Origin of the sequence: Streptomyces sp. NPDC058955 (assembly GCF_042741435.1) — a bacterium.
In the GTDB taxonomy this organism is placed as follows: Bacteria; Actinomycetota; Actinomycetes; order Streptomycetales; family Streptomycetaceae; genus Streptomyces.
In genome coordinates this window covers 1-24,023 of sequence record NZ_JBHYKM010000011.1, presented here as the reverse complement: position 1 = coordinate 24,023, position 24,023 = coordinate 1, and the positions used below count along the sequence as shown (strand labels likewise).

Genomic DNA, 24,023 nt, shown 5'->3' with positions numbered 1-24,023 from the left:
TGGCGCGCACCCCCGGCTCGCCGCGCCCGGCCACCGGCCGGGGGTCCGGCGGGCGGGGGGGCCCGGCGCGGGACGTGCGGGTCGGCATCCGCTCCGGCGACACCCCGGCCGCCGAGCGCCGCGCCCTCGCCACCAGGCCGCCGGACATCCTGATCACCACCCCCGAGTCCCTCTTCCTGATGCTGACCTCGGCCACCCGGGAGGCGCTGGCCGGGGTGGAGACGGTCATCCTGGACGAGGTCCACGCGGTCGCCGGCACCAAGCGCGGCGCGCACCTCGCCCTCACCCTGGAGCGGCTCGACGAACTGCTGCCCCGGCCCGCGCGCCGGATCGGCCTGTCGGCCACGGTCCGCCCGGTCGACGAGGTCGCCCGCTTCCTCTCCCCCGGCCGCCAGGTGGAGATCGTGCAGCCGCCGTCGGGCAAGGAGTTCGACCTCTCCGTCGTCGTGCCCGTGGAGGACATGGGCGAGCTGGGCGGCTCCCCCGCCTCCGAGGGCAAGGACGGCGGGGACAAGCCGTCGATCTGGCCGCACGTCGAGGAGCGGATCGCCGACCTCGTCCAGGCGCACCGCTCCACGATCGTCTTCGCCAACTCCCGGCGCCTCGCCGAGCGGCTCTGCAACAGGCTGAACGAGATCGCCTACGAGCGGGCGACCGGGGAACCCGCCCCGGAAGGCGCCCCGCCCGCCGAGATCATGGCCCAGTCCGGAGCCGCGAAGGGCGCTCCGCCGCTGCTCGCCCGCGCCCACCACGGATCGGTCTCCAAGGAGCAGCGCGCCCAGGTCGAGGAGGACCTCAAGGCGGGCCGGCTGCCCGCCGTGGTCGCCACCTCCAGCCTGGAGCTCGGCATCGACATGGGCGCGGTCGACCTGGTGGTCCAGGTCGAGTCGCCGCCCTCCGTGGCCTCCGGGCTCCAGCGCGTCGGCCGCGCGGGGCACCAGGTCGGCGCGGTCTCCACGGGCGTGGTCTTCCCGAAGTACCGCGGCGACCTGGTGCAGGCCGCCGTGGTCACCGAGCGGATGCGCTCCGGCTCCATCGAGTCGCTGCGGATCCCGGCCAACCCGCTCGACGTGCTGGCGCAGCAGCTGGTCGCGATGGTCGCCCTGGACACCTGGCAGGTGGACGACCTGCTGACGGTGGTGCGCCGGGCCGCGCCCTTCGCCTCCCTCCCCGAATCGGCCTTCACCGGCGTGCTGGACATGCTCGCGGGCCGCTACCCCTCGGACGCCTTCGCCGAGCTGCGCCCGCGCGTGGTGTGGGACCGGGTCGCCGGCACGGTCACCGGCCGCCCCGGCGCCCAGCGGCTCGCCGTCACCTCCGGCGGCACGATCCCGGACCGGGGCCTGTTCGGCGTGTTCCTGGCCGGGGCCGACCCGAAGAAGGGCGGCGGCCGGGTCGGCGAGCTCGACGAGGAGATGGTGTACGAGTCGCGGGTCGGCGACGTCTTCACGCTGGGCACCACCTCCTGGCGGATCGAGGACATCACCCGCGACCGGGTCCTGGTGTCCCCGGCGCCCGGCGTGCCGGGCCGGCTGCCGTTCTGGAAGGGCGACCAGCTGGGCCGTCCGCTGGAGCTGGGCCGCGCGGTGGGCGCCTTCCTGCGCGAGCTGGGCGCGCTCGGCGAGGAGGACGCCCGGCTGCGGCTGATCGCGGCGGGCCTGGACGCCTGGGCGGCGGACAACGTCCTGGCGTATCTGAGGGAGCAGCGCGAGGCGTGCGGCCACGTGCCGGACGACCGCACGATCCTGGTGGAGCGGTTCCGGGACGAGCTGGGCGACTGGCGGGTCGTCGTCCACTCCCCGTTCGGGGCGCAGGTGCACGCGCCGTGGGCACTGGCGCTGGGCGCCCGGCTCGCCGAGCGGTACGGCATGGACGCACAGGTGATGCACGCCGACGACGGCATCGTGCTGCGGCTGCCGGACGCCGATCTGATGGGCCTCGACATGGGGCTCGACCTGCTGGACCACGAGCCGGTCGACCCGAGCCGCCACCAGGACACGGTGTACGACGCCGACCAGGCGCCGGTCGGCGCCGCGGACACGCTCTTCGACAAGGGCGAGATCGCGCAGATCGTCACCGACCAGGTGGGCGGCTCCGCGCTGTTCGCCTCCCGGTTCCGCGAGTGCGCCGCCCGGGCCCTGCTGCTGCCGAAGCGGAACCCCGGGAAGCGGACCCCGCTCTGGCAGCAGCGGCAGCGGGCCGCGCAGCTGCTCCAGGTGGCGAGCGAGTTCGGCTCGTTCCCGATCGTCCTGGAGGCCGTGCGCGAGTGCCTCCAGGACGTCTTCGACGTGCCCGGGCTGACCGAGCTGATGGGTGACATCGAGGCCCGCCGGGTCCGTCTCGTCGAGGTCACCACCCCCGAGCCCTCCCCCTTCGCCCGCTCGCTGCTCTTCGGCTATGTGGCGCAGTTCCTGTACGAGGGCGACTCCCCGCTCGCCGAGCGCCGGGCGGCCGCGCTGTCCCTGGACTCGCGGCTGCTGGCCGAGCTGCTCGGCCAGGCGGAGCTGCGGGAACTGCTCGACCCGGAGGTGCTGACGGAGCTGGAGCGGGAGCTCCAGTGGCTCACCGAGGACCGGCGGATCAAGGACCGTGAGGGCGTCGCCGACCTGCTGCGGGTCCTCGGCCCGCTGACCGACGCCGAGCTGGCCGCGCGCGGCGCCGACGAGGGCTGGGTGCGGGAGCTGGCCCGGTCCCGCCGCGCCATCGCGGTGCGGATCGCGGGCACCGAGCACTGGGCGGCGATCGAGGACGCGGGCCGGCTGCGGGACGCGCTCGGCACGGCGCTCCCGGTCGGTGTGCCGGAGGCGTTCACCGAGCCGGTCAAGGACCCGCTCGGCGACCTCCTCGCCCGGTACGCCCGCACCCACGGCCCGTTCACCTCCTCGCAGGCGGCGGCCCGCTTCGGTCTGGGCGCCGCGGTCACCGACGGGGCGCTCCAGCGGCTCGCCGCGGCGGGCCGGGTCGTCCAGGGGGAGTTCCACCCCTCGGGCATCGGCCAGGAGTGGTGCGACGCGGCCGTCCTGCGCCGGCTGCGCCGCCGCTCCCTGGCGGCCCTGCGGCACGAGCTGGAGCCGGTGCCGCCGGCGGCGCTGGCGACCTTCCTGCCCCAGTGGCAGCACCTCGGCGGCAGCAGTCTGCGCGGGATCGACGGCCTGGCCCGGGCGGTGGAGCAGCTCCAGGGCGCGCCGGTGCCGGCCTCGGCGCTGGAGAAGCTGGTCCTGCCGTCCCGGGTCCGGGACTACTCCCCGGCGATGCTGGACGAGCTGACCACCACCGGCGAGGTGGTCTGGGCCGGGGCCGGTTCGCTGCCCGGCAAGGACGGCTGGGTGTCGCTCTACCTGGCGGACGCGGCGCCGCTGCTGCTGCCCCCGCCGCACCCGCTGGAGCTCACCGCGCTCCACGAGTCGGTGCTCACCGCCCTGTCCGGCGGGTACGGCCTCTTCTTCCGGCAGATCGCCGACCAGGTCCGGATCACCACCCACCCGGACGCCACGGACCCGCAGCTCGCCGACGCCCTGTGGGACCTGGCCTGGTCGGGCCGGCTCACCAACGACACCCTGGCGCCGCTGCGTGCCCTCCTCGGCTCGGGGCGCACGGCGGGGTCGACCGCCCACCGGGCCCGCCGCACGGTGCCGCGCGGGCGGTTCGGGGCGCTGGGCGCCACCCGCCCGGCCTCGCGCTCGGGCCCGCCGACGGTCTCGGGCCGCTGGGCGCTGCTGCCGCCCGCGGAGCCCGAGCCGACCCACCGGGCGCACGCGCTGGCCCGCACCCTCCTGGACCGGCACGGGGTGGTGACCCGCGGCGCCGTGGCCGCCGAGGGCGTCGAGGGCGGTTTCTCGGCCGTCTACCGGATCCTGTCGGCCTTCGAGGACAGCGGCCAGGCCCGGCGGGGCTATGTGGTGGAGGGGCTGGGCGCGGCCCAGTTCGCGATGGACGGGGCCGTGGACCGGCTGCGGGCGGCGGCGACCGCCCGGGACCGGGGCGCCGAGGCGGGCGCGGGCCCGCGCGCGGTGGTGCTGGCCGCCGCCGATCCGGCGAACGCGTACGGGGCGGCGCTGCCGTGGCCGGAGCCGCCGACCGGGGCCGGCCACAAGCCGGGCCGCAAGGCGGGCGCCCTGGTCGTCCTGGTCGACGGCGAACTGACGCTCTACGTGGAGCGCGGCGGCAAGTCGGTGCTGTCCTGGCCGACGGAGCCGGACGACCCGGCCCTGACGGCGGCGTCCGGAGCCCTGGCCGAGGCCGCGCGGGCGGGCGCGCTGGGCACGGTCACGGTGGAACGGATCAACGGCGCGACGGCCCTGACCTCCCCCCTGGCCCGCCCCCTGGAGACCTCCGGCTTCGTGGCCACCCCCCGCGGCCTCCGCCTGAGAGCCTGACCACCGGACCGCCGGACCGCCCGACCACCAGACCACCAGACCACCAGACCACCGGACCGCCCGACCCGCCCAACCTCCCGACCAGTCCGCCCCCTCGCGAAGGACCGCCCATGCCCGAAGGAGACACCGTCTGGCAGGTCGCCCATCGGCTGCACGAGGCGCTGGCCGGCCAGGTCCTGACCCGCGCGGACCTGCGGGTGCCCCGGTTCGCGACGGCCGACCTCACCGGCCGCGCGGTCCTGGACGTCACCCCGCGCGGCAAGCACCTGCTGACCCGGATCGACGGCGGGCTCACCCTCCACTCGCATCTGCGGATGGACGGGGCGTGGAAGGTGTACGCGACCGGGGAGCGCCCGCGCGGCGGCCCCGGGCACCAGATCCGCGCCGTCCTCGGGAACGAGCGGTACACCGCGTACGGATACCGCCTCCCGGTCCTGGAGCTGATCCGTACCGCAGACGAGTCGGGGGCGGTGGGCCATCTGGGGCCCGACCTCCTCGGCCCGGACTGGGACCCGGAGGAGGCGGTCCGCCGTCTCCTCGCCGACCCGTCCCGCCCGCTCGGCGAGGCCCTGCTCGACCAGCGCAACCTCGCCGGCATCGGGAACGTGTACAAGTCGGAGCTGGCGTTCCTGGCGGCCGTCAGCCCGTGGCTCCCGGTCGGCGAGCTGGCGCCCGACGTCCCGCCCCGCCTGGTGGCGACCGCGCACCGCCTGCTGGAGGCGAACAAGGACCGCCCGGACCGGCGCACCACCACGACCCGCCGCCCCGGCACCCCGCTGCACGTCTACGGACGCGAGGGCCGCCCCTGTCTGCGCTGCGGAGCCGCCGTCCGCAGGGCGGAGCTGGGCGACCGGGTCACGTACTGGTGCCCGGCCTGCCAGCCCGGCCCCGTGAGCACATCCCCGGATCCCCGCCCGACAGGCAATTGACGGTCCGTCAGATCCGGTCGTACGGTCCCTCCATGAGCCTCTCGGCGTACGACCTCACCGGCCGCACCGCGTTCGTGACGGGCGCCGCGAGCGGCATCGGCCGCGCGAGCGCCGTCCTCCTCGCCCGGGCGGGCGCGACCCTGCACCTGGCGGACCGCGACGAGCCGGGACTGAAGGAGACGGCCGCCCTGATCGCCCGGGAGGGCGGCACCGCCCGCGTCCACCCCCTCGACGTGACCGACCGGCCCGCGCTCGCCGCCGCCGTGGCCGCCGCCGGCCCCCTGCACGTCATGGCGGCGGTCGCCGGGATCATGCACACCAGCCCGGTCCTGGAGACCCGCGACGAGGACCTCGACCGCGTCCTCGCCGTGAACTTCAAGGGCGTGCTCCACGCCTGCCAGGAGGCGGCCCGTTCGATGATCGCCACCGGCACCCGGGGGTCGATCGTCACCATGGCCTCGGGCGCGATGGACACCGCGAGCCCCGGCCTGCTCTGCTACAGCGTCGCCAAGGCCGCCGTCGTCCAGCTCACCAAGACGCTCGCCGTCGAGGCGGGACGGTACGGCATCCGGGTCAACGCGGTCGCCCCCGGCTGGGTGCGCACCCCCATGACGGACCGCCACGAGCCGGCCGCCCAGGAGCAGGCCGAGGCCGCGATGGTCCGTCACTCCCCGCTGCGACGGGTCGGCGAGCCCGAGGACATCGCCCACGCGGTCCTCCATCTCGCCTGCGACGCCTCCTCGTTCACGACGGGCCAGATCCTGCGCCCGAACGGCGGCGTCGCCATGCCCTGGTGAGACGCGCGGGCCGGGACGAGGCGGCCACGTGCACCGGCAGCAGGCTCAGCCCCCAGCCGCCGGCCGCCACCGCCCCCTCGACCACGCCGGACTCTCCCGGAACCAGCAGCAGGCGCAGCACCGCCCACCACCAGAGCCCCCCGACCACCAGTCCGACCGCGATCAGCGTGAGCGTCACCAGCGGAACCCGTCGCCGTACCATGGCCGCCTCCTGCGCTCGACGCTAGACCGGCAGGATCACCCGGCGGGAGGGCGCACCGGTGTCAGTCCCGGCGCGCACCCCGCGCACGATCCGGCGGACGCCCCCGCGCGCGGCACCGCTCGCCACCCCGGCCGCCTAGGCGCTCTCCGCCTGGAACATCCACGAATGCTTCTCGAGGTCGGCCGTGAGGCCGATGAGGATGTCCTGGCTGACGGGATCGGGGTCGGCGGTGGCGTCCACCCGTTCCCGCATCCGGGTGATGACGGCGCCGAGCGAGGCCACCAGGATCCGCACGGCCTCCTCGTCCTTGATCCAGCCCTCCGGCACCGCGCCGATCGCACTGGTGGAGGCCACCGTCGCCGCCCGCCCGTCCGGGTTGACCCCGACCGCCGAGGCCCGCTCGGCCACCGTGTCGGAGTGCGTCCGGGCGGTGTCCACCACCTCGTCGAGCTGCAGATGGACGGAGCGGAAGCGCGGTCCGACGACGTTCCAGTGCACCTGCTTGGCGACCAGCGCCAGGTCGAGGAGGTCGACCAGGGCGCCCTGGAGGGCGTGGCCGACCGTCTTGAGGTCGGTGTCGGACAGCGGGCTCTTCACGACAGACATACGGATTCTCTCCAACCAGTCGTACGTATCCCCCACCATGGCACGCCTGTCCGGAAACCGGCATCTCAAACAAAACACCCAGAACGACAAAACACCGCCCAGGACGAAAAGACACCCAGGACGCCGGGGCGACACGACGAAGCCCCGACCGGCACCCCCGCCAGGGGGCACCGACCGGGGCTTCGACCCGTTCGGTTTCAGGCGGCGACGACGTCCACGGCCTCCGCGGGCGCCTTGATGGTCACCCGCTCGGTGGGCACACCGGCCACCGACGTCACCGACACCGAATTGAGCATCGGACGGACCGGCGCCGGCACCGGTTCGCTCGACGCTGCCGACTCGGCCAGTTCGGCCAGCGACAGTTCGTCGCTCACTTCGCGCATGAGCTCGGACATCCGTACGTCCAGCGCGTCGCAGATCGCGGAGAGCAGCTCGGAGGAAGCCTCCTTCTGCCCCCGCTCCACCTCGGAGAGATAGCCGAGCGAGACTCGGGCGGACGAGGAGACTTCGCGCAGAGTACGGCCCTGGCGCTGGCGCTGCCGACGCAGCACGTCACCCAGCAGGCGACGGAGCAGGATCATCGGTGGCTCCCTCCTCGGACCGCGTAGCCGCATCCTTCACGCCCCACCGTACCGCCTCGCGCCGCGGCCGTGCGGGGAGCGATGTCGTGTTCTCTCTGGGCTGCAAACATCAATTCCCCCCGTTCTGTTCCGTATCCTGTGCCCGCGCATTTTCCGAGAGTTCCGCGTGGAGCAGTTCCAGCACGCTCCGCACGCTCTCTCTACGGATTTCCGCGCGGTCGCCGTTCAATCTCAACGACACCACTTTCCCGGCCGCCGCGCCTGTCGTGGCGGGTCCGGCGACCGCCACGTAGACGGTGCCGACCGGCTGCCCGTCCTGCGGATCGGGCCCCGCGACCCCGGTCGTCGCCATCCCCCAGTCGGCGCCCAGCCGGTCCCGTACACCCCGTGCCATCTGCACCGCGACCTCGGGATCCACCGCCCCGCGCTCGTCCAGCAGGCCGGCGTCCACCCCGAGGAGCTCGTGCTTGAGGGGGGTCGCGTAGGCGGTCACCGAACCGCGGAAACTCCGGGACGCCCCGGGCACCCCGGTCAGCTCCGCGGCCACCAGCCCCCCGGTGAGCGACTCGGCGGCGGCCAGCGTGTGGCCCCGCTCCACGAGCAGGGCGAGCACCCGGGCCGCCTCGCTCATCGCGCCGACGTCTCCGCGCGGGCGGCGGCCCGCTCGGCCGCGAGCCCCCGGCGCCTCAGGACGACCGCCTGTCGCACATAATCCAGACCGGTGACGACGGTCAGCACGACCGCCACCGCCATCACCCAGAAGCGCAGCGTCGCCAGCGGGCCGGTGAGCATCAGCACGTACATGCCGACCGCCGTGCCCTGGGCGAGCGTCTTCATCTTGCCTCCGCGGCTGGCCGGGATGACCCCGTGCCGGATCACCCAGAAGCGCATCAGCGTGATCCCCAGCTCGCGCGCCAGGATCACCACCGTCACCCACCAGGGCAGGTCGCCGAGCCCCGACAGGCAGATCAGTCCGGCGGCCATGATCGCCTTGTCGGCGATCGGGTCGGCGATCTTCCCGAAGTCCGTGACCAGGTTGTACGTGCGGGCCAGATGTCCGTCGAAGACGTCCGTGATCATGGCGACGGCGAACGCCGCCCACGCCCAGGCCCGCCAGACCGGGTCGTGCCCGCCGTCCTGGAGCAGCAGCACCACGAAGCCCGGCACGAGGACGAGCCGGATCATGGTGAGGATGTTGGCGATGTTCCACACGCTGACGGGGTTCACGGCCGCCGTGCCCAGCTTGCCGCGGGGCGCGGGCCTTCCGGTCCCGCCCGTCGCGGATGCCGGGACTCCGGTCATCTGCCCACCTCCTCGGCAACGGGGGTCTGGGGGTCGCTCCCCAGAACGTCGCAGTACTCCGCCACGAGGTCGACGCCCTCGGTGCCCACGACCTTCGCCCTGACCATAAGGCCCGGAGCCAGGTCGAGGCCCGCGCCACCACCGTCGGTGAGCAGCACCTGCCCGTCCGTCTCGGGTGCCTGGTGGGCGGCGCGGCCGATCCAGCCGTCCTCCTCGTCCTCGGACTCCACCAGTACCTCCAGCATCTCTCCGATCCGCTCCTCGGCGCGCTGCGCCGTGAGCTCCTCGGCGAGCCGGGAGAGGTGGGCGAGGCGCGCGTCCACGACCTCCTGGTCGAGCTTGTGCTCGTACGTGGCGGCCTCGGTGCCGTCCTCGTCGGAGTAGCCGAAGACGCCGATGGCGTCGAGCCGGGCGTGGGTGATGAAGCGTTCCAGCTCGGCGAAGTCGGCCTCGGTCTCGCCGGGGAAGCCGACGATGAAGTTGGAGCGGGCGCCGGCCGTCGGGGCCTTCTCGCGGATCGTCGCGAGCAGGTCGAGGAAGCGGTCGGTGTCGCCGAAGCGGCGCATGGCGCGCAGCACGTCCGGGGCGCTGTGCTGGAACGACAGGTCGAAGTAGGGCACGACCTTGTCGGTGGAGGTCAGCACGTCGATCAGGCCGGGACGCATCTCGGCGGGCTGGAGGTAGCTGACCCGGACGCGCTCGATGCCGTCGACGGCGGCGAGCTCGGGCAGCAGGCCCTCCAGGAGGCGGATGTCGCCGAGGTCCTTGCCGTACGAGGTGTTGTTCTCGGAGACCAGCATGATCTCCTTGACGCCCTGCTCGGCGAGCCAGCGGGTCTCGTTGAGCACGTCCGAGGGGCGGCGGGAGACGAAGCTGCCGCGGAAGGACGGGATGGCGCAGAAGGAGCAGCGGCGGTCGCAGCCGGAGGCCAGCTTCACGGAGGCGACGGGGCTGCGGTCGAGGCGGCGGCGGAGCGGGGCGCGCGGGCCGGAGGCGGGCGCGAGGCCCTCGGGCAGGTCGCCCGGGACGTTCTGCGGCTCCTCGGCGGCTCCGTGGCCGGGCAGGGCGACCTCGGCGGCGGCCTGCTGGCGGTCGACCGGGGAGAGCGGGAGGAGCTTGCGCCGGTCACGCGGGGTGTGCGCCTCGACGCTGCCACCGCTGAGGATGGTCTGGAGGCGGTTGGAGATGTCGGCGTAGTCGTCGAAGCCGAGCACGCCGTCGGCCTCGGGGAGGGCGTCGGCCAGCTCCTTGCCGTAGCGCTCGGCCATGCAGCCGACGGCGACGACGGCCTGGGTCTTGCCGTGATCCTTCAGATCGTTGGCTTCGAGGAGGGCGTCGACGGAGTCCTTCTTGGCGGCTTCGACGAAGCCGCAGGTGTTGACGACGGCGACGTCTGCGTCCTCGGCGTTCTCGACGAGCTCCCAGCCGTCCGCTGCCAAGCGGCCTGCGAGCTCCTCCGAGTCCACCTCGTTACGGGCGCAGCCGAGAGTGACAAGGGCGACGGTACGGCGTTCGGGCATGGACTCAAGACTACTTCGTCCCGGACGTGACCCCGTCGCTCAGGGTTCACCTGCGCGACGGAGGTCACACCGGACGCACCGGGCTCAGCCGGCCTCGGGGTCGCCCTTGGTGTAGCTGAGCCGCTCCACCTGGCCGTCCTCGAACTTCTCGGAGACCTTCTTGCCGTTCACGTAGAGCTCGATCGCGCCGGCGTTGCCGAGGACGAGATCGACCTGCTCGTCGTCCTGGAAGGTCTTGGTGTCGCCCTCCTGGAGGAAGCCGTCGAAGAGCATCTCGCCGTCGGACGCCTTGGCCGAGATCCAGCTCTTGCCGTCGGCGGTGAGCTTGACGGTGACCTTGTCGGCCGGGACGGCGGCGATGGCGCTCCCGGTCGGCTTCGGGGCGGGCTTGACCGGCTTGGGCTTGGCGGCGGAGGTCGCCTTCTCCGGGGCGGGCGCCGGGCCGCCCTCGGCGGCCGTGGTCCCCTTCGGCTCCTCGGCGCCGTTGAACATGGTGAAGCCGACGAAGCCGACGACGGCGACGATCGCCGCGACCATGGCCGCGGTCCAGTTGGGCCGCCTGGGCTCGGGGCGGATACGTTCCGCCTCGAAGAGCGGGGCGGCGGGGGTGGGCGCGGGACGGCCACCGTGCTCGGCGTCGTACCGCTCGATCAGCGGCGCCGGATCGAGCCCGACGGCGCGCGCGAGCGTACGGATGTGACCGCGCGCGTAGACGTCGCCGCCGCAGCGCGAGAAGTCGTCCTCCTCGATGCCGTGCACGATCGGGATCCGGACACGGGTGGAGGCGCTGACCTCTTCGACGCTGAGGCCGGCGGCGATGCGGGCCTGCTGAAGGGTGCGACCGATCGGTTCCCGGTCGTCTGACGGGAACGTCCGGTCGTCTTCGGGGGAGTTGCCGATGGACACGAGAGCGCCTTTCGAGCGTGTAGCCACCTGCTGGACGTTCAGTCTATGGGTGGTACGAAAGGGTGGGGCAACCGGGCGGGTTCGGTTTGTACGCCATGAGGCTGTACTCCGCGAGGATGGGACATCCTTCTGTCCCTCCGTCCAACTTGACGTACGGCCAGGGGAAACGGTTGCCCCCGGTTCCCTTACGAGTGAGTCTCGGCCCGGTCTCGAACGGATACCCCGCCCCGGCCGCCCCACGCCTCCCGCCCGGTCACTCCCCCGACTCGCCGCGGATCACCGCGAGCACCCCGTCCAGCTCGTCCGGCTTGACGAGGACGTCCCGCGCCTTGGAGCCCTCGCTCGGGCCCACGATGTTCCGCGACTCCATCAGGTCCATCAGCCGGCCGGCCTTCGCGAAGCCCACCCGCAGCTTCCGCTGGAGCATCGACGTGGAGCCGAACTGCGTCGAGACGACCAGCTCGGCCGCCTGGCACAGCAGGTCGAGGTCGTCGCCGATCTCCTCGTCGATCTCCTTCTTCTGCTTGGTGCCGACGGTGACGTCGTCCCGGAAGACCGGCGTCATCTGGTCCTTGCAGTGCTGCACGACGGCCGCGACCTCGGCCTCGGTGACGAAGGCGCCCTGCATCCGGGTCGGCTTGTTCGCGCCCATCGGCAGGAACAGGCCGTCGCCCTTGCCGATCAGCTTCTCGGCGCCCGGCTGGTCGAGGATGACCCGGCTGTCGGCGAGCGAGGAGGTGGCGAAGGCGAGCCGGGACGGCACGTTCGCCTTGATCAGACCGGTGACGACGTCCACCGACGGCCGCTGGGTGGCGAGCACCAGGTGGATGCCGGCCGCGCGGGCCAGCTGGGTGATGCGGACGATGGCGTCCTCGACGTCCCGGGGGGCGACCATCATCAGGTCGGCGAGCTCGTCGACGATCACCAGGAGGTACGGGTACGTCTTGAGCTCGCGCTCGCTGCCGGGCGGCAGCTGCACCTTGCCGTCCCGGATGGCCTGGTTGAAGTCGTCGATGTGCCGGAAGCCGAAGGCGGCCAGGTCGTCGTAGCGCAGGTCCATCTCGCGCACCACCCACTGGAGCGCCTCGGCGGCCCGCTTGGGGTTGGTGATGATCGGGGTGATCAGGTGCGGGATGCCCTCGTAGGCGGTGAGCTCGACCCGCTTGGGGTCGACGAGCACCATCCGGACGTCCTCCGGGGTCGCCCTTATCATCACCGAGGTGATCAGGCAGTTGATGCACGAGGACTTGCCGGAGCCGGTGGCGCCGGCGACCAGGACGTGTGGCATCTTCGCCAGGTTGGCCATCACGTAGCCGCCCTCGACGTCCTTGCCGAGCGCGACCAGCATCGGGTGCTCGTCGCCGGCCGCGTCCGCGAGCCGCAGCACGTCCCCGAGGTTGACCATCTCGCGGTCGCTGTTGGGGATCTCGATGCCGACCGCGGACTTGCCGGGGATCGGCGAGATGATCCGCACGTCCGGCGAGGCCACCGCGTAGGCGATGTTCTTCGTCAGGGCGGTGATCTTCTCGACCTTCACGGCGGGCCCGAGCTCGACCTCGTACCGGGTGACCGTCGGACCGCGGGTGAAGCCGGTGACGGCCGCGTCCACCTTGAACTCGACGAAGACGTTCGACAGCGCGTCGACCACGGCGTCGTTCGCCGCCGACCGGGTCTTCCCCGGCCCGCCCCGCTCCAGCAGGTCCAGCGAGGGCAGCGAGTAGGTGATGTCGCCGGAGAGCTGGAGCTGCTCGGCCCGCGGCGGCAGGTCCGTCGGCTCCGGCGCCGGCTTGGTCAGGTCGGGTACGGGCCCGCCCGCCGCCCGCTTGTCGCCGCCCCGCGCGGTCGGCACGTTCGGCGGCGACTTCGGCAGCGGCGGTACGGGCCCGGTGGCCTCGTCCGTCGCCCCGCCGGCCCCCGCGAGCGCCGCGTCCCGCTCGGCGGTCACGTCCCGGGTCAGGTCGGCGACCAGCGGCGACGGCGGCATCCCGTTCAGCACCGCGCCGTCGAGCGCGGCCGCCGCGGCGGCGGCCACGTCCACCGGGTCCAGGCCGTGGTCGTGCTCGGGCGCCGCCGTCCGGGGCCGGGCGGTCCGGCCGCGCCGGTCCAGCGCCTCCGCCTCGGCGCGGTCCACGTCGTACGGATCGGCCGGGCCGCCGGTGCGGCGCCGGGCCGGCCGGGCGGCGCGCGGCGGCGCCTCCCGCCAGTCCTCCTCGTACGGCTCCTGGTCCGCGTACTCCTCGGCGGTCTCCTCGTACGCGGGCTCGACGAGTCCGAGCCGGACGCCGAGGGCGCGCAGCCGCTGCGGGATCGCGTTGACCGGGGTGGCGGTGACGACGAGCAGCCCGAAGAGGGTGAGCAGCACCAACAGGGGGACGGCCAGCGCCTCCCCCGTCATGAAGACCAGCGGCTGGGACGAGGCCCAGCCGATCAGCCCGCCCGCGTCCTGCATCGCCTCCGCCCCGGCGTCCCGGCCGGGCGAACCGCAGGCGATGTGGACCTGCCCGAGGACGCCGATGACGAGCGCGGACAGCCCGATGACGATCCGGCCATTGGCCTCGGGCCGCTCCGGATAGCAGAAGAGCCGGAAGGAGATGGCGCCCAGCAGCAGCGGGACGAGCAGGTCGAGCCGGCCGAAGGCGCCGGTGACCAGCATCTCGACCAGGTCGCCGACCGGGTTCTCCAGATGCGACCAGGTGCCGGCGGCGACGATCAGCGAGGCGGCGAGCAGCAGCAGGGCGAGCCCGTCCTTGCGGTGGGCGGGGTCGAGCCCCTTGGCCCCCCGCCCTATCCCCCGGAACATCGCGCCGACGCCGTGCGCGGCGCCGCGGGCCACCTTGTACACGCCCCCGGTCGGGGACGGCGCCGGCCGGGCCGCCGGCCGCTTCGCCGCGGTCTTCTTCGCGGGCGCGCGCTTGGCGGGCGCGGCCTTCTTGGCCGGCGTCTTCTTCGCCGGCGGCTTGGCCGGGGACTTCGCCGTGGACTTGGCCGCCGCCTTCTTCGCGCCGCCCGTCGTCCGGCCGGCGCGCGATGGTGCGGTGCCCTGAGAACCCTTGCCGGACGTACGTGAAGCCATGATGCTGAGGTTACCGGTGAGCGGCCGGGCTGTCCGCCTCACCCGAACGTGTCGCCCTTGCCCCGGCCCGAAGCTGACGGCCGGTCATCACGATCCGGCCGTCCCGTGACGGTGCCTCAGCCCTGCGCGGGCAGCGAGGGCGCGCCGCCGGTGCCCGGCTCCAGCGCGTCCAGCGCCCGCCGCAGCCCGGTGAGCTTGCGCTCCAGATGGGCGGCGGTGGCGACGGCCGCCGCGTCGGCCGACTCGTCGTCGAGCTGCTTGGAGAGCGCCTCGGCCTGCTCCTCGACGGCGGCCAGCCGGGCGGACAGCTCGGCGAGCAGCCCGGCGGCCTCCTTGCCCTGGCCGCCCTCGCCGCCGCCCTCCAACTGGAGCCGCAGCAGCGCCGCCTGCTCGCGCAGCTTGCAGTTCTTCATGTAGAGCTCGACGAAGACCGAGACCTTCGCCCGCAGCACCCACGGGTCGAACGGCTTGGAGATGTAGTCGACCGCGCCCGCCGCGTACCCGCGGAAGGTGTGGTGCGGACCGTGGTTGATCGCGGTGAGGAAGATGATCGGGATGTCCCGGGTCCGCTCGCGCCGCTTGATGTGCGCGGCGGTCTCGAAGCCGTCCATGCCGGGCATCTGGACGTCGAGCAGGATGACCGCGAAGTCGTCCGTCAGCAGCGCCTTGAGCGCTTCCTCCCCGGACGATGCCCGCACCAGGGTCTGATCGAGCGCGGAGAGAATGGCCTCCAGCGCCAGCAGATTCTCCGGCCGGTCATCGACCAGGAGGATCTTGGCCTTCTGCACCATGCCCCGTCCTCCTCGTCCCGGCAACGGCTCGACCCGGCTTCCGGAACCGCTGCCGGAACCGGGGGAAGCACCGGGCGCCGCCCCGGAGGACGGCTTCCTGGCGCCGTCCGTCCTTGTGCCGGTCATCGTAGCCGCACCCCGCACGTCGCCACACCCTGTCACCGTGATGTCACTGTGCACAGTTCGGAAACGGGGCGCGGGTCGAGAAGGTTCCCCGTCCCGGACGGTCTCACACGCGGGCGGCGGGAGTACGCCGTCCGGCACCGGCCCCGCAGGGGCTCCGGCACCGGACGGCGGACCGTCACGCGTCCCGCATCCACTGCTCCATGACGGACAGCAGATAGTCCGGGTCGACCGGCTTGGTGACGTAGTCGGAGGCGCCCGACTCGATCGCCTTCTCCCGGTCCCCCTTCATCGCCTTCGCGGTGAGCGCGATGATCGGCAGCCCGGCGAACTGCGGCATCCGCCGGATCGCGGTCGTCGTCGCGTACCCGTCCATCTCCGGCATCATGATGTCCATCAGAACGACCGTCACGTCGTCGTTCTGCTCCAGGACCTCGATCCCCTCCCGCCCGTTCTCCGCGTACAGCACCGCGAGCCCGTGCTGCTCCAGCACGCTGGTGAGCGCGAAGACGTTGCGGATGTCGTCGTCGACGATGAGGACCTTCTCGCCGGAGAAGGAGAAGGTGCGGCGCGGCTCCGCGGCGGCCTCCTCCGCCTCCCCGCCGGCGAACGCGGAGGCGTCCTCCTGCCCCTGCGGGCCCGGCTGCCCGGGCACCGCGCTCCGGGCCCCGCCCGGGACGGGCGTCTCGGCGGCCGGCCCGGCCTTCCGCCGGTGCCGGAAGAGCGCCCCGGCCCCGGACCGCGCGTCGCTCCGCACGGGAGCGGGCGGGAAGTGCGGGAAGGTGTCCCCGGCCGGCCCCTCGGCCTCCTGCCGCTCGTCGTCCGTCTCGCCCTGCCCGTAGCCGTGCGGCGGCACCTCGGTCGGGTTCAGCGGCAGGTACAGCGTGAAGGTGGAGCCGCGGCCGGGCTCGCTCACCGCGAAGATCTCGCCGCCGAGCAGCCGGGCGATCTCCCGGCTGATCGACAGCCCGAGGCCCGTACCGCCGTACTTGCGGCTGGTGGTGCCGTCGGCCTGCTTGAACGCCTCGAAGATGACCCGCATCTTGCTGGCCGCGATGCCGATGCCGGTGTCGGTCACCGAGAAGGCGATCAGATCGGCGTCGGCGTCGCGCAGCGCCCCGGCCTCCAGCAGCTGCTCCCGGATGGACTGCGGCACGTCCGCGCCGGCCGGCCGGATCACCAGCTCGACCGCTCCGGAGTCGGTGAACTTCACCGCGTTGGACAGCAGGTTGCGCAGCACCTGGAGGAGCCGCTGCTCGTCGGTGTGGAGCGTGGCGGGCAGCTCGGGCGAGACCCGGACCGAGAAGTCCAGGCCCTTCTCCGCGGTGAGCGGCCGGAAGGTCGCCTCCACGTAGTCGACGAGCTGGACGAGGGCGATCCGGGTCGGCGAGACGTCCATCTTGCCCGCCTCGACCTTCGACAGGTCGAGGATGTCGTTGATGAGCTGGAGCAGGTCGGAGCCGGCGCCGTGGATGGTCTCGGCGAACTCCACCTGCTTCGGGGTGAGGTTGGTCTCCGCGTTGTCCGCGAGCAGCTTGGCCAGGATGAGCAGCGAGTTGAGCGGGGTGCGCAGCTCGTGCGACATGTTGGCCAGGAACTCCGACTTGTAGCGCATGGAGACGGCGAGCTGTTCGGCGCGCTCCTCCAGGACCTGCCGGGCCTCCTCGATCTCGGTGTTCTTGACCTCGATGTCCCGGTTCTGACGGGCCAGCAGCTCGGCCTTGTCCTCCAGCTCGGCGTTGGAGTTCTGCAGCTCCTTCTGCCGGTGCTCCAGCTCCGCCGACCGCTCCTTGAGCTGCTCGGTCAGCTCCTGCGACTGCTGGAGCAGCACCTCGGTCTTGGTGTTGACGCTGATGGTGTTGACCGTGGTCGCGATCAGTTCGGCGATCTGGTTGAGGAAGTCCCGCTGGATCTGCGTGAACGGCTGGAAGGAGGCCAGCTCGATGACGCCGAGGACCTTCCCCTCGAAGAGCACCGGCAGCACGATCACGTGCGCGGGCGACGCCTCGCCGAGCCCGGACGAGATCTTGAGGTAGCCCGGCGGCACGTTGACCTGGATGGTCCGCTTCTCCTCCGCCGCCGTCCCGATGAGGGTCTCGCCGGGGCGGAACGAGGTCGGCATGGAGCCGGCGGAGTAGCCGTAGCTCCCGCGCATGCGCAGCTCGTACGAGCCGTCGCCCTCCCCGACGAGTTCGGTGTCGTGGTTGGCGGAGCCGGTCGGCGTCGCCACGAAGAAGGCGCCGTGCTGGGCGGAGACCACCGGCGTCAGCTCGCTCATGATGAGCGAGGCGACGTCGTCGAGGTCCCGGCGGCCCTGCATGAGGCCGGAGATCCGGGCCAGGTTCGACTTGAGCCAGTCCTGCTCGTCGTTGGCGAGGGTGGTGTCGCGCAGGTTGGCGATCATCGTGTTGATGTTGTCCTGCAGCGCCTGGATCTCGCCGGCCGCGTCGACGCCGTCGATCTTGACGTTGAGGTCGCCGCGGGTCACCGCGGTGGCGACGGCCGCGATGGCCCGCACCTGCCGGGTGAGGTTCCCGGCCATCTCGTTCACGGACTCGGTGAGGTCGCTCCAGGTGCCCTCCACGTCCCGCACCCGGGCCTGGCCGCCGAGCTGTCCGTCGGTGCCCACCTCGCGGGCCACCCGGGTGACCTCCTCGGCGAAGTTCGACAGCTGGTCGACCATCGTGTTGAGGGTGTTCTTCAGCTCCAGGATCTCGCCGCGCGCGTCGATGTCGATCTTCTTGGTGAGGTCGCCCTTGGCGAAGGCGGTGGCGACCGTGGCGATCTGCCGCACCTGACCGGTCAGGTTGTCGGCCATCGAGTTCACCGACTCGGTGAGGTCCTTCCAGGTGCCCGAGACGCCCGGCACCCGGGCCTGGCCGCCGAGGATGCCGTCGGTGCCCACCTCGCGGGCCACCCGGGTCACCTCGTCGGCGAACGATGACAGGGTCGTCACCATCGTGTTGACGGTCTCGGCGAGTTCGGCGACCTCGCCGCGCGCCTCGACGGTGACCTTCTTCGTCAGATCGCCGTTGGCGACCGCCGAGGAGACCCGGGCGATGTTCCGCACCTGGCTGGTCAGGTTGTTGGCCATCAGGTTGACGTTGTCGCTGAGGTCCTTCCAGATGCCGGTGACCCCGCGCACCCGGGCCTGGCCGCCGAGGATGCCCTCGGTGCCCACCTCACGGGCCACCCGGGTCACCTCGTCGGCGAAGTTCGACAGCTGGTCCACCATCGTGTTGACGGTGGTGACCAGCTCCAGGATCTCGCCCTTGGCGTCGACGGTGATCTTCTTCGACAGGTCGCCGCGGGCCACGGCGGTGGTGACCTCGGCGATGTTCCGGACCTGGAAGGTCAGGTTGTTCGCCATGAAGTTCACCGACTGGGTCAGGTCCTTCCAGGTGCCGGAGACCCCCTGCACCTCGGCCTGGCCGCCCAGGATGCCCTCCGTACCCACCTCGCGGGCCACCCGGGTCACCTGGTCCGCGAAGGACGACAGCTGGTCCACCATCGTGTTGAGGGTGTTCTTCAGCTCCAGGATCTCGCCGCGCGCGTCCACGTCGATCTTCTGCGACAGGTCGCCGCGCGCGACCGCCGTGGCGACCTGCGCGATGTTCCGCACCTGCGCCGTCAGGTTCCCGGCCATGCCGTTCACCGAGTCGGTGAGGTCCCGCCACACGCCGGCGACGCCCGGCACCTGCGCCTGACCGCCGAGCCGCCCGTCGGTGCCCACCTCGCGGGCCACCCGGGTCACCTGGTCCGCGAACGCGGAGAGCTGGTCGACCATCGTGTTGATGGTGTTCTTCAGCTCCAGGATCTCGCCGCGCGCGTCCACGTCGATCTTCTGCGACAGGTCGCCGCGCGCGACCGCCGTGGTCACCTGCGCGATCTGCCGCACCTGCGAGGTGAGGTTGCCGGCCATGAAGTTCACCGAGTCGGTCAGCTCGCGCCAGCGGCCGGAGACCCCGTCCACCCGCGCCTGACCGCCCAGCCGGCCCTCGGTGCCCACGTCCCGGGCCATCCGCGTGACCTGGTCGGCGAAGGACGACAGCTGCGACACCATGGTGTTGACGGTGTTCTTCAGCTCCAGCATCTCGCCGGCCACGTCCACCGTGACCTTCTGCGACAGGTCGCCGTTCGCCACCGCCGTCGTCACCTGCGCGATGTCCCGCACCTGACCGGTCAGGTTGTGGAAGGCGTTGTTCACCGAGTCGGTGAGGTCCTTCCAGGTGCCGGCGGCGCCGGGCACCTGGGCCTGCCCGCCCAGCCGGCCCTCGACGCCGACCTCCCGGGCCACCCGGGTCACCTCGGAACCGAAGGCGGACAGCTGGTCCACCATGGTGTTGACGGTGTTCTTCAGCTCCAGCATCTCGCCGGCCACGTCCACCGTGACCTTCTGCGACAGGTCGCCGTTCGCCACCGCCGTCGTCACCTGCGCGATGTCCCGCACCTGCGTGGTGATGTTCCGGAAGACGGTGTTGACCGAGTCCGTCAGGTCCTTCCAGGTGCCCGCCGCGCCCGGCACCTGCGCCTGACCGCCGAGCAGACCCTCGGCGCCGACCTCGCCCGACACCCGGGTCACCTCGTCGGCGAAGGTCCGCAGCGTCTCCGTCATCTGGTTGATGGTGTCGGCGAGTTGGGCGATCTCGCCGCGCGCGCTCACGGTGACCTTCTGCGACAGGTCGCCGTTGGCGACCGCCGTCGTCACCTCCGCGATCCCTCTCACCTGATTGGTGAGGTTGCCCGCCATCGTGTTGACGGAGTCGGTCAGGTCCTTCCACACGCCCGCGACCCCGGCGACCTCGGCCTGACCGCCGAGCTCGCCCTCCGTACCCACCTCGCGGGCCACCCGGGTCACCTCGGACGAGAACGACGACAGCTGGTCCACCATCGTGTTCACGGTGTTCTTCAGCGACAGCATCTCGCCGGCCACGTTCGCCGTGACCTTCTGCGACAGATCGCCGTTCGCCACCGCCGTCGTCACCAGCGCGATGTCCCGCACCTGTGCCGTCAGCTGGTTCGCCATGGTGTTGACGGAGTCCGTGAGGTCCTTCCACGACCCGGACACGCCCCGGACGTGCGCCTGCCCGCCGAGGATGCCCTCGGTGCCCACCTCGACGGCCACCCGGGTCACCTCGGACGCGAAGACCGACAGCTGGTCCACGAGGTGGTTGACGGTCCGCGCGACCTTCAGGAACTCCCCGCGCAGCGGCCGCACCGTCCCGTCGGAACCCTCCGAACGCAGGTCCATCCGCTGTTCGAGGTCGCCCTCGGCGACCGCCGTCAGCACCCGGCTCACCTCGGACACCGGCCGCGCCAGATCGTCGACGAGCGCGTTGGCCGCCTCGATGGCCGCCGCCCAGGCCCCCTCGGTCGCCCCGGCCTCCAGGCGCTCGGACAGCTTGCCCTCGCGCCCGACCACCCGCCGCACCCGCGACAGCTCGCCGGTGACGTGCATCTGCCGGTCCGCGACCTCGTTGAAGACGGCCGCGATCTCGGCCATCACCCCGTCGCCGGAGACGGTCAGCCGCCGCCGCAGGTTCCCGTCGCGCATCGACACGAGCGCGGACAGCAACCGCTCCAGCGCGGCCACGTCCACCTGCACCGTCCCCCCACGGGAACGCCCGCCCCTCGCGCGCGTGCCGCTGCCGCCGCCCCGTCGCGCCGCCGTGCCAGACTCCACCGTGTCCCTCCCGAAAGGGGTTCGACCGTTCCGCTCCGGCTCCCACCGAAGCATTCCCAGTGTTTCACCGCGACCGAACCAGGCGATAACAGTTCGGCAGCTTCGCACAAGGTCCCCACCCCCTGAGGGCGGAAACAGCGCGGACCGGCATCCGCGGGGACGGTGAAGGTAAGTAACCTGGCATCCGGCTGTCCAGCCGCCCCGGTCCGCCCGGCGGGGGCGGTGTGGAGCGCGTACGACCACCGGGCAGCGGGAGGGGCAGACCGAGCATGGCGGAGCCGGGCGTCGAGACGCGTACGAGGAGTGCTGTGATCACCGCGCGGGCGACTGCCACCTTCGACCCCGTCGGACGGTCCGTCGCCGCCGCCCGGGCCTTCGTCCGGGACACCCTCCAGGGCTGGGGGCACCCGGAGCTCGTGGACGACGCCGTCGTCCTCACGAGCGAGCTGGTCACCAACGCCGTGGTGCACGCCGGAACCGCCGCGGAGGTCCTCTGCCTGCGCTCCGAGGACAGCATCCGCGTCGAGGTCGCCGACCGCTACCCGGAGCGCGAGATCCCGGTCCAGAGCGGCCGCACGATCGCGAGCCCGGACCGCGAGAACGGCCGCGGCCTGCTCCTCTGCGCCGCCCTCGCCGACCGCTGGGGCGTCGACTACTCCCCCACCCGCAAGCACGTCTGGTTCCACCTGGACCTCCCCCAGCGCCCGGTCGGCACCCGCTCGGCCGGCCCGATCCTCCCCGACGCCCTCCTCCCGGTCGCCGACAGCCGGGTCCGCGTCGCCGTCGTCCAGATCGACCGCGGCGGCGCCATCACCTCCTGGAACGAGGACGCCGAGGAACTCTTCGGGTACGCCCCCGAGCAGGTCACCGGCAAGCCCCTGGGCGACCTCGCCGCCTGGCCGCACACCCCGGGCATCGGCACCGGCCTGGTCGAGGCCCTCCGCCTCTCCCGCTGGGAGGGCAGCTACGGGCTCCGCCGCGCCGACGGCCGCGTGATTCCCGTGTACGCCTCCCACCTGCGCGTCCGTGACGCGGCGGGCGACCCGTCGACGGTCTGCCTCCTGGTGCGGGAGGACGAGCGGGCGGTCCTCCAGACCCCGCAGCGACCGGCCGCCGACCCCGGCGCGGAGAGCCGCAGCACGGACCCCTTCGAGGTCTTCATCGGCTCCCCCGCCCCCGACGACCTGGACGGCCTGCTGCAGCGCACGGTGGAGCGGGCCCGGGACATGCTGGACGGCGACGCCGCCTTCCTCCTGCTGGCCACGGACGACGAGACGGAGCTGGAGGTCCGGGCGACGACCGGCCTCCCGGCGGCCCGCCAGCGCTTCGCCCGCGTCCCGGTGGAGACCGGCGCCAGCCGCTACGGCTCCGCCCGCATGCCCGCGGTCCACGAGGACCTGGCCGCCGTCCCCGGCGCCGTGCCCCTCCTCGAAGGCACCGGCATGCGCTCGGTGGTCACCGTCCCGCTGAAGGTGGAGGGCCGCCTCACCGGCTCCCTGGGCGTCGCCGCCGAGGCAGCGAACCGCTACTCGAACGAGGAGGCCCTCCGTCTCCAGTTCGCCGCCGACCGCATCGCCCTGGCCGTGGAGTCCGCCCGGCTGGGCGAGCTGGAACGCCTCCGCCGCGGCTCCCTCAGCTTCCTCGTCGAGGCGTCCGACCTGCTGGCCGGCACCCTCGACCGCGACCAGACCCTGGCCCTGATGGCCCAGATGACGGTCCCGACCCTGGCCACCTGGTGCGCGGTCTACACGATCGCCGACCCGGCCTCCGACCCGTACCTCTCGTACGTGCTCCACGAGGACGAGGACCGCATCGACGGCCTGAAGGCCCTGCTGCACTCCATCGCCCCGCCCGACCCGGTGCCGTCCCCCGGCGCCCGGCTGTGGACGGCCCCGGGCGACGCCGCCCACCGGGCCGCGCTGGCCGCCTCGGCCCGCGAGCTGGAGAACCTGGGCAGCCCGCTCTCCTCCGGCATCGACACCGCGCTGGCCACGGCCGGCGCGGTCGCCGGCGAGACGGTCGTCCTGCCGCTGGTCGCCCGCAACCGGGTGATCGGCATGCTGACCCTGGGCCGCCCGGCCGAGGACCACTTCCGCCAGGAGATCCTGGAGCTCGCCGAGGACCTCTCGCGCCGGGCCGCCCTGGCCCTGGACAACGCGCGCCTGTACTCCGAGCGCAACGCCATCAGCCAGTCCCTCCAGCGCAGCCTCCTGCCGCCCGAGCTCCCCAAGATCCCCGGCGTCGAGGTGGACGTGATCTACCGCGCGGCCGGCGAGGGGAACGAGGTCGGCGGCGACTTCTACGACGTCTTCCCGATCCGGGACGACGTGTACGGCTTCGCCATCGGCGACGTCTGCGGTACGGGCCCGGAGGCCGCGGCCGTGACGGGCCTGGCCCGGCACGCCCTGCGCCTGCTGGCCCGCGAGGGCTTCGGCGGCCCCGCCGTCCTGGAGCGCCTGAACGCGGCCATCCTCGACGAGGGCGCCCGCAGCCGCTTCCTGACCCTCCTGTACGGCGAGCTGCGCCCGCAGCCCGACGGCTCGGCGATCCTGAGGGTCGTCTGCGCGGGCCACCCGCTCCCGCTGCGCCTCCGCCCCGACGGCACGGTCACCCCGGCCGCCGAACCCCAGCCGCTGCTGGGCGTGCTGGAGGACCTGGAGCTGTACGAGGAGACCTTCACGCTCGACCCGGGCGACGTCCTCCTCTGCGTCACGGACGGCGTCACCGAGCGCCGCGAGGGCACCCGCATGCTGGGCGACGACGGCCTCGCCGACGCCCTCAGGACCTGTACGGGCCTGACGGCCGGCGCCGTCGGCGGCCGCATCCTCCGCGCGGTCGAACGCTTCGCCCACGCCCCCGCCTCGGACGACATGGCCATCCTGACGATGCGCCTGCAGGAACCGGACCCCAGCTGACCCGGTGCGGCCGGCATCTCCGGGGGAGGAGACGCCGGCCGCACTTCCCGCCTTCACGCTTTCGCGCCACAAACGCAAGAAGGCCCCCCCCCAATGGCGGGGGCCGTCGCGCTGAGCCCTTTAACGGAATCGAACCGTTGTCCCGGTCTCTTATACACAACTGTCGCTGCCGACCAAAGTCCAAGTGTATATCTCGGTGGTCGCCGTATGAGTGACAGC

The 24,023-nt window shown here is 72.9% G+C and carries 14 protein-coding genes; 4 read left to right on the top strand and 10 right to left on the bottom strand.

The window, feature by feature from the left end; genetic code table 11:
- The 3 genes from ACFW1I_RS07370 to ACFW1I_RS07360 all read left to right on the top strand — a co-directional run.
- The coding region (locus ACFW1I_RS07370; protein ID WP_384666952.1) for a helicase-related protein at positions 1-4,376 on the top strand (4,376 nt) is incomplete at its 5' end.
- 110 nt (positions 4,377-4,486) lie between these two features.
- Positions 4,487-5,305 (top strand): Fpg/Nei family DNA glycosylase, encoded by an 819-nt coding sequence (locus ACFW1I_RS07365; protein ID WP_384666950.1) that lies wholly within the window; start codon positions 4,487-4,489, stop codon positions 5,303-5,305.
- A gap of 32 nt (positions 5,306-5,337) precedes the next feature.
- Positions 5,338-6,102 (top strand): SDR family NAD(P)-dependent oxidoreductase, encoded by a 765-nt coding sequence (locus ACFW1I_RS07360; RefSeq protein WP_384666947.1) that lies wholly within the window; start codon positions 5,338-5,340, stop codon positions 6,100-6,102.
- On the opposite strand, the gene ACFW1I_RS07355 is transcribed toward ACFW1I_RS07360, so the two are convergent.
- The 10 genes from ACFW1I_RS07355 to ACFW1I_RS07310 all read right to left on the bottom strand — a co-directional run bounded on the left by ACFW1I_RS07355 (position 6,050) and on the right by ACFW1I_RS07310 (position 20,889).
- Positions 6,050-6,304, bottom strand: coding sequence for a hypothetical protein (locus ACFW1I_RS07355; protein WP_384666944.1), 255 nt, complete (start codon positions 6,302-6,304; stop codon positions 6,050-6,052). The two genes, ACFW1I_RS07360 and ACFW1I_RS07355, sit on opposite strands and share 53 nt — an antisense overlap.
- Positions 6,305-6,439: 135 nt before the next feature.
- Entirely contained in the window at positions 6,440-6,910 is a 471-nt protein-coding gene (locus tag ACFW1I_RS07350; RefSeq protein ID WP_384666942.1) for a Dps family protein, read from the bottom strand.
- Between the two features lie 197 nt (positions 6,911-7,107).
- A complete protein-coding gene (locus tag ACFW1I_RS07345; RefSeq protein ID WP_030495036.1) occupies positions 7,108-7,491 on the bottom strand; it encodes a helix-turn-helix domain-containing protein in 384 nt (127 codons plus the stop codon).
- Between the two features lie 109 nt (positions 7,492-7,600).
- The gene (locus ACFW1I_RS07340; RefSeq protein WP_384666939.1) at positions 7,601-8,122 is read right to left on the bottom strand and encodes a CinA family protein; all 522 of its coding nucleotides are present in this window, start codon (positions 8,120-8,122) and stop codon (positions 7,601-7,603) included.
- Complete coding sequence (gene pgsA / locus ACFW1I_RS07335) at positions 8,119-8,793, bottom strand: CDP-diacylglycerol--glycerol-3-phosphate 3-phosphatidyltransferase (protein ID WP_384666936.1); 675 nt, start codon at positions 8,791-8,793, stop codon at positions 8,119-8,121. Before pgsA ends, ACFW1I_RS07340 begins: the two co-directional genes overlap by 4 nt.
- A complete protein-coding gene (rimO, locus tag ACFW1I_RS07330) occupies positions 8,790-10,313 on the bottom strand; it encodes a 30S ribosomal protein S12 methylthiotransferase RimO (protein ID WP_384666934.1) in 1,524 nt (507 codons plus the stop codon). Before rimO ends, pgsA begins: the two co-directional genes overlap by 4 nt.
- Before the next feature lie 84 nt (positions 10,314-10,397).
- Entirely contained in the window at positions 10,398-11,219 is an 822-nt protein-coding gene (locus ACFW1I_RS07325; RefSeq protein ID WP_384666930.1) for a helix-turn-helix domain-containing protein, read from the bottom strand.
- Positions 11,220-11,472: 253 nt separating this feature from the next.
- Positions 11,473-14,292 (bottom strand): DNA translocase FtsK, encoded by a 2,820-nt coding sequence (locus tag ACFW1I_RS07320; RefSeq protein ID WP_384666927.1) that lies wholly within the window; start codon positions 14,290-14,292, stop codon positions 11,473-11,475.
- A gap of 116 nt (positions 14,293-14,408) precedes the next feature.
- Entirely contained in the window at positions 14,409-15,083 is a 675-nt protein-coding gene (locus tag ACFW1I_RS07315) for a response regulator (RefSeq protein WP_319008733.1), read from the bottom strand.
- 301 nt (positions 15,084-15,384) lie between these two features.
- Entirely contained in the window at positions 15,385-20,889 is a 5,505-nt protein-coding gene (locus ACFW1I_RS07310; protein WP_384666924.1) for a HAMP domain-containing protein, read from the bottom strand.
- Between the two features lie 269 nt (positions 20,890-21,158).
- Here ACFW1I_RS07310 and ACFW1I_RS07305 point away from each other — a divergent pair, with 269 nt between their 5' ends.
- Positions 21,159-23,804, top strand: coding sequence for a SpoIIE family protein phosphatase (locus ACFW1I_RS07305; protein ID WP_384666921.1), 2,646 nt, complete (start codon positions 21,159-21,161; stop codon positions 23,802-23,804).
- The last annotated feature ends 219 nt before the right edge of the window (positions 23,805-24,023 follow it).